General features: G+C 70.6%; 10 protein-coding genes. 6 read left to right on the plus strand and 4 right to left on the minus strand.

Annotation, left to right across the window (positions count from 1 at the left end; translation table 11 throughout):
• Nucleotides 1-945 carry an ATP-binding cassette domain-containing protein gene (locus AB0C26_RS22730; RefSeq protein ID WP_360250682.1) on the minus strand — a complete coding sequence of 315 codons (945 nt, stop codon included), beginning with the start codon at nucleotides 943-945 and terminating at the stop codon, nucleotides 1-3.
• Complete coding sequence (locus AB0C26_RS22735; RefSeq protein WP_360250685.1) at nucleotides 935-3,841, minus strand: hypothetical protein; 2,907 nt, start codon at nucleotides 3,839-3,841, stop codon at nucleotides 935-937. Before AB0C26_RS22735 ends, AB0C26_RS22730 begins: the two co-directional genes overlap by 11 nt.
• A 206-nt stretch (nucleotides 3,842-4,047) precedes the next feature.
• On the opposite strand from AB0C26_RS22735, the gene AB0C26_RS22740 reads away from it, so the two are divergent.
• The 5 genes from AB0C26_RS22740 (at nucleotide 4,048) to AB0C26_RS22760 (ending at nucleotide 8,617) form a co-directional block, all read left to right on the plus strand.
• Entirely contained in the window at nucleotides 4,048-5,220 is a 1,173-nt protein-coding gene (locus AB0C26_RS22740; RefSeq protein ID WP_360250688.1) for an aldose epimerase family protein, read from the plus strand.
• Nucleotides 5,221-5,270: 50 nt separating this feature from the next.
• On the plus strand, nucleotides 5,271-6,401 hold the full coding sequence (locus AB0C26_RS22745) for a sugar ABC transporter substrate-binding protein (RefSeq protein ID WP_360250691.1): 1,131 nt from the start codon (nucleotides 5,271-5,273) through the stop codon (nucleotides 6,399-6,401).
• The gene (locus AB0C26_RS22750; protein ID WP_360250694.1) at nucleotides 6,394-7,362 is read left to right on the plus strand and encodes an ABC transporter permease; all 969 of its coding nucleotides are present in this window, start codon (nucleotides 6,394-6,396) and stop codon (nucleotides 7,360-7,362) included. Before AB0C26_RS22745 ends, AB0C26_RS22750 begins: the two co-directional genes overlap by 8 nt.
• The gene (locus tag AB0C26_RS22755; protein WP_360250697.1) at nucleotides 7,359-8,102 is read left to right on the plus strand and encodes an ATP-binding cassette domain-containing protein; all 744 of its coding nucleotides are present in this window, start codon (nucleotides 7,359-7,361) and stop codon (nucleotides 8,100-8,102) included. The genes AB0C26_RS22750 and AB0C26_RS22755 overlap by 4 nt, the downstream gene beginning before the upstream one ends.
• Before the next feature lie 113 nt (nucleotides 8,103-8,215).
• Nucleotides 8,216-8,617 (plus strand): MmcQ/YjbR family DNA-binding protein, encoded by a 402-nt coding sequence (locus tag AB0C26_RS22760; protein ID WP_360250700.1) that lies wholly within the window; start codon nucleotides 8,216-8,218, stop codon nucleotides 8,615-8,617.
• On the opposite strand, the gene AB0C26_RS22765 is transcribed toward AB0C26_RS22760, so the two are convergent.
• Nucleotides 8,610-10,169 carry an alpha-amylase family glycosyl hydrolase gene (locus AB0C26_RS22765; protein WP_360250703.1) on the minus strand — a complete coding sequence of 520 codons (1,560 nt, stop codon included), beginning with the start codon at nucleotides 10,167-10,169 and terminating at the stop codon, nucleotides 8,610-8,612. The two genes, AB0C26_RS22760 and AB0C26_RS22765, sit on opposite strands and share 8 nt — an antisense overlap.
• Before the next feature lie 20 nt (nucleotides 10,170-10,189).
• Nucleotides 10,190-10,981 (minus strand): SAM-dependent methyltransferase, encoded by a 792-nt coding sequence (locus AB0C26_RS22770; protein WP_360250706.1) that lies wholly within the window; start codon nucleotides 10,979-10,981, stop codon nucleotides 10,190-10,192.
• 160 nt (nucleotides 10,982-11,141) lie between these two features.
• On the opposite strand from AB0C26_RS22770, the gene AB0C26_RS22775 reads away from it, so the two are divergent.
• Nucleotides 11,142-11,615 (plus strand): hypothetical protein, encoded by a 474-nt coding sequence (locus AB0C26_RS22775; protein WP_360250709.1) that lies wholly within the window; start codon nucleotides 11,142-11,144, stop codon nucleotides 11,613-11,615.
• The last annotated feature ends 21 nt before the right edge of the window (nucleotides 11,616-11,636 follow it).

Consider the following 11,636-nt stretch of genomic DNA (forward strand, 5'->3'; position numbering starts at 1 on the left):
TCAGGCTCCCGTACGGGGGTGGAGCTCCACGTGACCGTCGACCAGGGTGACGACGACCCTTCCCTCGGGGAACAACGGGAGCGCCTCCTCGGGGAGCTGGATACGGCCGAGGCCGTCGATGGTGGCGGTGTGGTCCTCGCCGGCGCTCTGCTCGCCGGAGAGAACCCCGTGGCGCAGGCGCAGCACAGTGTCGGCGGCGGCGACGGCCCGGGCGTCGTGGGTGGCGAGGACGACGGCGCTGCCCTGGTCGGCGCGGGCACGCAGCAGGCGCAGGACGAGGGCGGCCGACTCGTCGTCGAGTTCCGCGGTCGGCTCGTCGGCGACCAGCAGCGCGGGCGGCCCGACAGCGGCCGCGGCCACGGCGAGGCGCTGCTGTTCCCCACCGGACAGGACGGCCGGCCGGGCGCCGGCCCGGTCGCCGAGGGAGACCTCGGCGAGGGCCGCGTCGACGTCGACCGTGACCCCGCGCAGTTGCGCCATCTGAGCGATCTGGGAGCGGGCGTCCAGTTGCGGGAAGAGGCTGTGCGTGGGCCGCTGCGCGACCCACCCGATCTCCCGCCGCCGCAGCCGGTGCAGATCGCGGCGCGAGAGCCCGGCGACGAGACGGCCGCGATGCCGCAGTTCACCCCCGGCCGGCCGCTCCCGCAGGGCGAGCACGGCCAGCAGGGTCGACTTGCCGCTACCCGAAGGCCCGGTGATGGCACTGATCCGCCCACCGGCGATCGTCACGTCGACGCCCCGCAACGCTTGAGTCGCCCCGGTCGGCGCGGCGTACAGCTGGAGCAGCTCACGCCCCTCGAGCAGCGACCCGTCCAGCGTCGAGACCCCACCCAGCGGAACCGCACCACCTCGCGCGGAGCCGCCCGACGCTGAGCCGCGCGGCCCGGAGCGGCCTGGGCCGGAGCCGGTGCCGGGAATGGGGGGCGGGGGCAGGTCAGTCGTCACGGTAGGCGTCCTCCTCCGCGTGTTGTGAGCGGGCGCTGCTCACCCAGATGGCGAGAACCGCCGCGGCGACGGCCGCCAGGGCGGTGATCAGCAGGGCCGGGACGGGCATCTCGAAGGCGAAGCGTGGCAGCAGGCCGGGCTGATCGTCGAGCAGGCGGGGGCCCACGGTGGCGAGCCCGGCCACCCCGGCCACGGCGGCGGCCAGCGCGACGACCGTCAGCAGCAGGAACTCGATCGCCCGGGCCCGGCGTACGCGGGCGGCGCCGAGGCCGACGCGGGCCAGCATGAGGTCGGCGGGTCGACGCAGCGTGGCCGTGCGCTGGGCGTAGATGCAGAGCGTCAGCACGGCCAGCAACGCCAGGTAACCGGCTACCGCGAGTTGATAGCCGCGGGCTCGCGAGGTGGCGACGTACGCGGCGTCCTTGCGAAGGGTGGCCGCGCTGTCGATGCGTGAGGGTTGCGCCTGCACCGGGGCGGTCACGGCCTGGATGGCGGACATGTCGGTGGCGTACAGGTAGGTCTGGGCGAACAGCGGGTTGGGCTGCTGGTTGCGGGGTTTCAGGCGGGGGTCGTCGATGCCGAGCTCGCCGAGCAGCGGGTCGTGGGCGACGACGTACATGGGACGGCCCTCCATGCCCGGGAAGGCCGGCACCCGGGCCGCGATCGTCAGGTCGGACACGGCGTAACCGACGTTGATCCGTACCGAGTCGATCTGGTTGGTCTCCGGGTCGCCGACGGCGATCGCCCGTGGGTGGCCGCTCGCGTCGGCCGGCGCCCGTTCGAGGGTGGCCAGGGCGGCGCGGGCCTTCGCCAGGTCGGGCCCGCTCCCCCACAGGGCCACCTCGCGGAAGCGGGCCGGGTCGATGATGAGCAGGTCCTTCTGGGTGGAGTCGAGCGGCGTTTCGACGTCGGTGCGCCAGACGACGGTGGAGCCCGGGGGCAGGGACGGCGAGTGCACGCCCGGGACCGGGCCGTCCCATACCGGCTTGTTGGGATCCTCCCGCGGGATCGGGGTCGCCGTGGGGTCGATCTCCCACGAGCCCTCGATGGTGGCCACCAGTTCGGCGCCGGCCGCCACGGCGACCCGGTCGTCCGCCGCGACCTGCGTCGACTCGATGGCGGAGAGGGCGAACAGAAGCATGCCGAGACCCGCGGTCATCACCAGGACGGCCAGCCGGCGTTCGGCGCCGGCCTCCCCCAGCCGGCGCCGGGCCAGCCACAGCACCCCGCGACCCGGCGACCCGGGCAACCCGCGCCCCCGGGAAGCACCGCCGGCCGGAGAAGCCGGCGAAACGGAGCCGCCCGAGCCTGGGGAAGCCGGCGAAACGGGGGCGCCCAGGTCAGGGGAAGCCGGCGAAGCGGGGCCGCCGCCGGGGAAGACAGGCACCCGGCCGGGTGCGGACGAACCGCGGGACAGCCGCAGGCGGGCGCGGCCGGCGAGGAGGCCGGGCAGCCAGGCGGCGAGGGCCCCGATGGCGACCAGCACCAGCATGGGCACGAGAAGGTCCACCCCGCCGGTGGCGTCGCCCGCGCCGGCCAGGCCGGCGGCGGCGGTGAGGGCGACGAGCACCAGCATCGTCGTCCACGGCAGCTTGCGGCGTACGGCGACCGGCGGCGCCGGCCGGACGCGTCGGGCCGCCGAGGCCGCGCCCACCCCCGCGACGGCCAGGACCCCGGCCAGGACCGCCACCGAGGAGCCGGCCGCGGCCGGCGCGAACGACTCGGCCAGGCGCCCGGGTGGGCCGAGGCGGGCCACCAGCTGCCAGGCCGTCAGCCAGCCCAGCGCCACCCCGAGCGCCGCCGGCAGCAGGTGTTCGAGGAGCCACAGGCCACCGACGCGGGCCGGTGCGATGCCGACCGCCACCGCGTGGCGGATCTCGCGGTCGCGGCGGCGGGCGCTGAGCAGGGCCACCGCCAGCACCGAGGCCAGGCCGACGGCGATCGCCGCCCACTCGACCGGCCGGGTGCGCTGTTCGACGGCGCCCGACGTGGCCCGGGCGTCCGTCACGATCTGGGTGATGCCGCTGGCGAACCGCATGCTGCGCGGGCTGTCCGGCCCGAATTCGAGGCCGCTCGCGTAGCCCCGGCGCAGGTCCTCCACCTCGTTGGCGGTGCTCTGGGCCTCGGCCAGGGTCACCCCGGGGGCCAGGGCCGCCTCGGCCGCCCAGAAGATCTCGTCGTCGACCTCGAGCGCCAGCTTCTCGATGGTGGGCACGTCGCCGATCAGCAGATACGCCGGCAGGGTCTCGTACTCGGTGTCGGGCGGGGTGTCGCCGCGGCGCAGCGCCCACGACGATCCGGCCGGCAGCCGCCCGCCCGCGTCGACCGCGTACACGCCGTCGACCCGGGCCTTGGCGCTGCGTGACCGCCCTGAGGTACCCACGGTGACCGTAATGGTGATCGTGTCGCCCGGCTTCACCCGCAGTGACGTCGCCATGGGCTGCGGGATCCACAGCCCTCCCCGCCCGTGCGCCTCGCCGTCCAATTCGGAGGCCGGCGAGGTGACGGCGAAAAGGCGCCCGCGCTCGGAAGCACCGCCGAACGACGCCGTCGAGCCCCAGAAGCTCGGCGCCTTGAGCTCGGCCCCGATCGACCCACCGGTCAGGTCGGGCTCGGTCAGGTGCGGGATCCGGCGCAGGTCGTCCAGCACCTGCTGATGATCGTTGCTGGCCCGGCCCACCGGCGCGGAGAGGCGCACCACCGCGGCGTCGGTCTGCCGGGCCGTGGGTGACACCGCGTCGCGCCCGACCTGGAAGGCGGCGTTGTCGGACGCTTCCGCGAAGAAGGGCCCGGCCGCCCCCGCGGCGCCGAGCACGAGAAAGGCGGCCGTGATCAACAGCGACCACGCCCGTTGCCGCACCCCTCCGAGAAGGGCCGCCCCCGTCAAACGATCCATGTTCACGTTAACTATTCGGCCGATCGGACGATTGGTGTCGATCTCTCAACCTGCTTACGGTCCGCAGCGTACTCGTATCCGGACCGCGCTCGGGCCCCGAGCCGGCCCCGTCTGGGCCGATGGCCGGCCGTCCTCGGCATCGGCAAAGGCTTCGCACCGCCACGCCCGTGGCGGCGTGGCGTCACGCCCGAAGGAACGAGGCACCAATGACAGCCACCGTCAAAATGCTCGTCCGCGCCGGGGCCGTGATGCTCCTGGGCGCGGGCCTCGGCTTGGCCGGGGCATCGTCGTCGCAGGCGGGCGGCAAGCCCACCATCAGCAAGGAGGCGTTCGGCAGCGTCGGCGGTCAAGCCGTCGACCGGTACACGCTGACGAACGGAGCTTTCCGGGTACGCATTCTCACGTACGGCGGAATCCTGCAGACCGTGGAGACACCGGACCGCCACGGCAAGCTGACCAATGTCACGCTGGGATTCAAGACGCTTGACGAGTACGTGACCTCGAAGAACCCCGCGTACTTCGGCGCTCTGATCGGCCGTTACGGCAACCGGATCGCCAAGGGCAAGTTCACCCTGGACGGCACGACGTACCAGCTCGCGATCAACAACGATCCGAACAGCCTGCACGGCGGCAACGTCGGCTTCGACAAGCGTGTCTGGAGCGCGACCCCCGTCAAGGGCGGCGACACCGTCGGACTGCGCCTGACCTACGTCAGCCCGAACGGCGAGGAGAACTACCCGGGGACCCTGCGCACCACCGTCACGTACACGATCACCCGTGACAGGGGCATCCGGATCGACTACCACGCGACCACGGACAAGGCCACGGTCGTGAACCTGACCAACCACGCGTACTGGAACCTCGGGGGCGAGGGCACCGGCACCATCGACGACCACAAGCTCCAGCTCAACGCGTCGCGCTACACGCCGGTCGACGCGACCCTGATCCCCACCGGCACGCTGGCCAGGGTCGCCGGCACGCCGATGGACTTCCGCCGGCCGACCCTGATCGGCGCGCGCAACCGCGGCGACTTCCAGCAGATCGTGTACGGGCGCGGATACGACCACAACTGGGTCCTCGACCGGCGCGACACCTCGTACCGCAAGCTGGAGACGGCGGCCAAGGTCAGCGACGCCGCGAGCGGCCGCACGCTGACGATCGCCACCACCGAGCCGGGCATCCAGTTCTACGGCGGCAATTTCCTGGACGGCACGCTCTACGGGACGAGCGGACGGTCGTACCGCCAGGGTGACGGCCTCGCGCTGGAGACGCAGCACTTCCCGGACTCACCCAACCACGCGAACTTCCCGTCGACCGTCCTGCGCCCCGGCCAGGTCCTGAAGTCGACCACGATCTACCAGTTCGGCACTTCCCGGTAGCACCCGATCCGCCCGTGCCCGAGGGATCGGGCACGGGCATGGAGGCTGACATGTCCACCATTCACCCGAAGGTCGAGGAGGCCGTCGAGACCCTGGATCTCCCCGCCACGACGCGCCGCCGGCTGCTGAAAGGCTCCGGGCTGTTCGGCGCGTCGCTCGCCGCCGGCGCCCTACTCAGCGCGTGCAGCGACGACAAGGCCGCGGCCTCCGGCGCCATCGGCAACTTCCCCGAGACCCCGAAATGGAAGTTCACCTTCGTCAATCACGTGACCACCAACCCCTTCTTCACTCCGACGCAGTACGGAATGGAGGACGCGGCCACCCTGCTCGGGCTGGAGAAACCGCAGTGGACCGGCTCGCAGAACTCGATCGTGGCCGAGATGGTGAACGCGACCAACACCGCGGTCAGCGCCAAGGTCGACGGCCTGGCGATAGCCGTGGTCGACAAGGACGCGTTCCGGGCGCCCGTCGATCAGGCGCTCGGCGCCGGCATTCCGGTGGTGTCCTACAACGCCGACGGGGCGCGGGGCGAACCGGGCACGAATCGTCTCGCGTACATCGGCCAAGGCCTTTACGAATCGGGCTATGCCCTGGGCCAGCGGGCGCTGCAGACGGTCACCTCGGGCGACGTGGTCGCGTTCATCGCCACACCCGGCGCGCTCAACATCCAGCCGCGCATCGACGGCTGCCAACAGGCCTTCAAGGACTCGGGCAAGGCGATCACCTTCACCTCGGTGGCGACCAACGCCGACGTCACCAAGGGCCTTTCGATCATTGACGCGTACGCCGTGGGGCACGCCAACCTGAGCGGCATGCTCGCCGTGGACGCGGGTTCCACGTCGGCGGTCGGGCAGGTGGCGAAGAAGTACAACATGCGGTCGAAGAGCCTGAAGGTCGCCGGCGGTTTCGACCTGATTCCGGAGACGCTGACCGGCATCGCCGAGGGCAGCCTCGATTACACGATCGACCAGCAGCCGTACCTGCAAGGTTTCTTGCCGGTCCTGTATCTCTACTTCTACAAGATCTCGGGCGGTTTGATGTCGCCGAGCGAGACGAACACCGGCCTGCTGTTCGTCACCAAAGACAACGTCGGTCCCTATCAGACGACCAAATCGAGGTACGAGGGATCGACGACCGACAAGGTCCTCGTGCCCCGGTCGGGGCCGATCGCGCATGGCTAGATTCGCCGACGCGTTCCTGCGCCGCCGCGAGGCGAGCGTGCTGCTGGTCGCCCTGGGGTTGATGGTCTACTTCCGGGCGGTCAGCGACGTCTTCCTGACCAAGGACAACATCATCAACATCGCCCAGGCCACGGCGCCCACCGCGATCGTCGCCGTGGGCATCGTCCTGCTGCTGGTCAGCGGCGAGATCGACCTGTCGGTGGGCATCGTGGCGGCGTTCGCCCCGTTCCTGCTGCACTTCGCGATCGACTTCTACCACGTGCCGGCGTTGCTCGCGTTCCTGATCGCGCTGGCCGTCTCGGCGGTCATCGGCCTGATCAACGGCCTGATCGTCACGAAGCTGCACGTGGCCTCGTTCGTGGTGACGCTGGGGACGTTCTTCGCGGTGCAGGGCCTGCTTCTGATCACCTCCCACGCGTACCCGGTGGCGATCCCCGCCGCGATGAAGGGCCGCTTGCAGACCTGGCTGGGCGCGGGACCCTGGGCGTCGATCATCTGGGCCCTGATCATCGTGGCGATCTTCCACGTGGTGCTGACCCGGACGCGGTGGGGCCTGCACACGATCTCGGTCGGCGGCAACCCGGTCGGCGCCACCGAGGCCGGCATCCGCGCCTCCCGCATCAAGATCGGCAACTTCATGATCACAAGCGCGCTGGGCGGCCTCGTCGGCATCATGGAGGCGGCCCGGATCAACACGATCGACCCCAACATCGGCGGCGGCACCACGCTCACCTTCTACGCGATCTCGGCCGCGGTGATCGGCGGCACGGCCCTGGCCGGCGGCTCGGGCACGGTCGCCGGCGCGTTCCTGGGCGCACTGGTGCTGGCCGAACTCCAGAACGGCTTCAACCTGATCGGCTACAGCGCCAACACGATCTACCTGATCCTCGGCCTGGCCATCCTGGCCTCGATGATCGCCAACCAGTACCTGTCCCGGCTGCGGCGAGCGGGGAGAACATGACCACGACAGCCCTGGAAGTAACCGGCATCGCCAAGCGCTTCGGCGCCCTGACCGCCCTGCGCGACGTCACCCTGCACGTGGACAAGGGCGAGGTCCTGGGCCTGATCGGCGACAACGGCGCCGGCAAATCCACCCTGATCAAAATCCTCTGCGGGTACCACCGCCCCGACGCCGGCGACATCGTCGTCGACGGCACTCCCGTGGTGCTCCGCTCGGTGGATCACGCCCGCTCCCTGGGCATCGACACGGTGTACCAGGACCTGGCCCTGATCAACGAGCTGTCCGTCTACCACAACATGTTCCTCAACCGGGAACTCGTCCGCTGGCCGTTGCTGAGCAACCGCACCATGCGCCGCCGAGCCTCCGAACACCTGAAGGACATGGGCGTCAACATCCCCGACGTCACCGTCGAGGTGGCCAAGCTCTCGGGTGGCCAGCGCCAGGCGATAGCGGTGGCCCGCTCGGTGTATTCGGACGCCAAGGTCCTGCTGCTGGACGAGCCCCTGGCCGCGATGGGCGCGAAGGAGGGCGCCCTCATCCTCGACCTGATCCGCGACCTGAAACGCCGAGGCACCGTCTCGGTCATCATCATCGCCCACAACTACGCCCAGGTCCTCGACGTCTGCGACCGCGTCAACCTCCTCCAGCACGGCCGCATAACTTTCGACAAACGAGCCACCGACACCTCATTGGAGGAACTGACCGACCTCGTCGTCGCGGAGTACCGCCGCCCTAGATGAGCCGCACCAGAGACCGCATGCTTCCCGGTCGCGCCGACGGTGTCATAGAGCGCCACTCGGCGCCGGTCGCTCCGCACGGACCCCGGGGCCCGGGTGGGTCTATCGTCGGGATCATGGCTGGTTCTTTCGATGTGCCGCCGGAGATTTTGGGGCGGCTGCGGGTGCTCTTTCGGGAGCTGCCCGAGGCGTACGAGGAGCCGGCCTGGATCGGGGTCCGGTGGCGGATTCGGCAGCGGACGATCGGCCACGTCTACGTGCCCGATGTGGAGCGGTTCCCGGTATACGCGCCATACCTGGCCGGGGGTGAGGAACCGGTCGTGATGACGTTTCGGGTGCCGCTCGATGATTTGGACGGGCTGGTCGCCGGGGGCTTTCCGTATTTTCGCGCGCCGTGGGGGCACAACGTCGCCGCGGCTGTGCTCGGTGAGCACAGCGACTGGGACGAAATCGCCGAGCTGGTCACCGAAAGCTACTGCCAGATGGCGCCGAAATATCTCGTCGCGCGACTCAGGTGAGCTCGAAAATTCCGTACCCGAAGCCCTCGACCTGGTCTTCCCCCACGCCTTGGGCCAGCAGAGCGGTGGCCGGGGGCAGGCTGAAAGGTGCGGGCTCGCGGCGGGGGTTGACGACGACGAGGTGGGTGCCGCCGCGTACATAAGCAAGGGGGTAGGTCTCGTTGAGGACCTCGGCGGTGGCGCGGGAACGCAGGGCCGGGGTCTTCTTGCGGAGGGCGATCAGGTCGCGGACCAGGGCGAGGGTGGCGTTCTGCTGGGCGACCGTCGGGCGATTCGGGTCGGGGTCGATGGGGAGGTAAAGCTTCGACGGGTCGGCCGTGGAGAAACCGGCGTTGGGGGTGTCGTCCCATTGCATGGGGGTGCGGCAACCCGCGCGGTTGTAGAGGGGGTTGCATACGGCGCCCTCGACGTCGGGCATGTCCGGCAGGTAACGCATGCCGATCTCGTCGCCGTAGTACAGGCATGGGATGTTGCCCCACGTGAAAAGGAACGTCAGGGCGGCGCCCAATTGCTCGGCGGTGCGCGGGCCGCAGCAGAGGCGGTCGAAGTCGTGGTCGGCGGTGCTCATGATGATGGGGCGCCGCGGGTCGGTTTCGCGGGCCTTGTGCCAGGCGGTCAGGAACGTACGCGTGCTGCCCTTGCCCTCGGCGTCGAAAAAGGGGTCGCGTGGGGGCTGGAAAGGCAGGATGCCGGCGGCCTGATTGTCGAAGAGGCTGGCGTGCTCCTCCTTGATCACCAGGAAGAAGTCAGCGTCGAAGGCCAATCGCTTTCCGGTACGGGGTTCCACGCCCTCCGGAATCAGAATGGCGTCCGGATAGGCGGCGGCCATCCAATCCCTGATCTCGCGCCAGATGTCGGTGGACGCCCGTACCCCTTCGGTGATCTTGTAGTCCTTGACCAGCGAGAACGCCATGTCGACGCGGAAACCGGAGACGCCCCGGGAGAGCCAGAACTCGATGATGTCGCGCAGCGCCCGCCGGTTGCGCAGCGGGCCGGGGGCGTCGACCGGATCGCCGCCGTCGCCGGCGATCCACCCGAAGTTGAGGGCGGGCTGCTCGTCGTAGAAGTTCTTCAGATACCAGCCGGGGCGCGGGCCGGGCGACGGCACCCAGGCCGGAATGCCGGGAATGTCGACGGTCCAGCCCTCGGCCGGCGGTTCGGACCGCCAGATGTAGCGGTCACCCGCGGGGTCGGGGCCGTCGGCGGCCAGTTCACGCTGGAACCAGGGATGCTCGATCGAGGTGTGGCCGGCGACCAGGTCGAGGATGACCCGAATGTTCCGCTCGCGGGCTTCCCGGACAAGCTCGGCCATGTCCTCGTTCGTGCCGTAGCGGGGCGCGATCCGCAGGTAGTCGGCGACGTCGTACCCGGCGTCGACGAACGGCGACGCGAAGCACGGGTTGAACCAGATGGCGTCCACCCCGAGCGACGCGATGTGGTCGAGCTTGCCGATCACGCCGCGCAGGTCGCCGACCCCGTCACCGTCCGAGTCGGCGAACGACTGCGGGTAGATCTCGTACAGGACGGCGTCGGCCAGCCAGTTCTCGCGCATCCCGCCAGGCTATGCCCTGGTCACGGCTTCCGCGCGACGCCGCCGAAGTGCGGCACCGGGCCGGTGGCGTCGTCGGGGCGCCACTGGGAGCAGCTGACCACGCCCGGCTCGACGAGCTCGAGGTCGCCGAAGAGGGCGCGGACCTGGTCGGCGCTGCGCAGGACCATCGGGGCGGACGGGCCCTCGTTCCAGAACCGCAGCGCCTCCTCCATGGTCTCGCCGTTGATCTCGTTGGTCGGGTGCGAGATCGCCAGGTAGCTGCCGGACGGCACCGCGTCGACGAGCCGGGCCACGAGCGCGGCCGCCTCGGCGTCGTCCGGGATGAAGTTCAGGATGCCCAGCATGGTGATCGCCACCGGCTGCCCGAGGTCGAGCGTGCGGCGTGCGCCCTCGATGATCGCGTCCGGCTCGCGCAGGTCGGCCTGCAGGTAGTCGGTGCTCCCCCGCGGATCGCTGGTCAGCAGCACCTGGGCGTGGGCGAGCACGAGCGGGTCGTTGTCCACATACACGATCCGGCTTTCCGGCGCGACCCGCTGAGCCACCTCGTGGGTATTCTCGGCCGTCGGGATCCCCGTCCCGACATCCAGGAACTGCCGGACGCCGGCCTCCCCGGCCAGCCACCGCACGACGCGGCCGAGATAGGCCCGGTCGGCCCGGGCCGACGCCACCATCTCCGGCACCATGGCCAGAATCTGGTCGGCCACGGCCCGGTCGGCCGCGAAGTTGTCCTTGCCGCCCAGCCAGTAGTTCCAGAGACGCGCCGAGTGCGGCACACCGGTGTCGAGCTTCCCCGCTCCATCCACATCGGACATGGCGGCCAGCGTAGCCCACCACCGTCACCCTCGGTAGCCTCGACCCGTGCCCGACGAACGGTTCTCGGCGAACCCGGCCCGGCTCGACCAGTGACAGACGGTCGCGTTCGCGGCGTCCTGCGTCGAAGTACTCTTCCCCGCCTACGCACGCTTCGCAGAGATGGAGCAGGCCGGCGAAAGCCCGTTCGTCCGATCGACGCTCGACACCGTCCGGGCGCGCCCCGCGGACAGCGCGGGCCTCGCGAACAGCGCGGGCCTCGCCAACAGCGCGCGCCTCCCCAACAGCGCGCGCCTCGCCAACAGCGCGAGCCTCGCCAACAGCGCGAGCCTCGCCAACAGCGCGAGCCTCGCCAACAGCGCGCGCCTCGCCAACAGCGCGCGCCTCGCCAACAGCGCGCGCCTCGCCAACAGCACGGGCCTCGCCAACAGCACGGGCCTCGCCAACAGCACGGGCCTCGCGGACGGGAGAAATGGGGCACTTCCGGCTGGCGACGAGGTGCTTCGGCTGCTGCCGCGGGAAGAGGACTGGAACGACTGGACGGCTCAGGCCGAGAACGCCATCGGCGCCTTGCGCATAACGCTCGACCTTCTGCGCGGCCGAGGATCTGTGGCGGAGGCGGCCTACCCGGCGTAAGCAGCCGCGGATGAGCTCGCC

The organism is Actinoplanes sp. NPDC048796, assembly GCF_040650035.1.
In the GTDB taxonomy this organism is placed as follows: Bacteria; Actinomycetota; Actinomycetes; order Mycobacteriales; family Micromonosporaceae; genus Actinoplanes.

Bases quoted from the DNA above. Each gene is read 5' to 3' on its own strand.
- AB0C26_RS22750 (WP_360250694.1), top strand. From the start codon at position 6,394: ATGGCTAGATTCGCCGACGCGTTCCTGCGCCGCCGCGAGGCGAGCGTG.
- AB0C26_RS22735 (WP_360250685.1), bottom strand. From the start codon at position 3,841: ATGGATCGTTTGACGGGGGCGGCCCTTCTCGGAGGGGTGCGGCAACGG.
- AB0C26_RS22740 (WP_360250688.1), top strand. From the start codon at position 4,048: ATGACAGCCACCGTCAAAATGCTCGTCCGCGCCGGGGCCGTGATGCTC.
- AB0C26_RS22770 (WP_360250706.1), bottom strand. From the start codon at position 10,981: ATGTCCGATGTGGATGGAGCGGGGAAGCTCGACACCGGTGTGCCGCAC.
- AB0C26_RS22745 (WP_360250691.1), top strand. From the start codon at position 5,271: ATGTCCACCATTCACCCGAAGGTCGAGGAGGCCGTCGAGACCCTGGAT.
- AB0C26_RS22765 (WP_360250703.1), bottom strand. From the start codon at position 10,169: ATGCGCGAGAACTGGCTGGCCGACGCCGTCCTGTACGAGATCTACCCG.
- AB0C26_RS22775 (WP_360250709.1), top strand. From the start codon at position 11,142: ATGGAGCAGGCCGGCGAAAGCCCGTTCGTCCGATCGACGCTCGACACC.
- AB0C26_RS22760 (WP_360250700.1), top strand. From the start codon at position 8,216: ATGGCTGGTTCTTTCGATGTGCCGCCGGAGATTTTGGGGCGGCTGCGG.
- AB0C26_RS22755 (WP_360250697.1), top strand. From the start codon at position 7,359: ATGACCACGACAGCCCTGGAAGTAACCGGCATCGCCAAGCGCTTCGGC.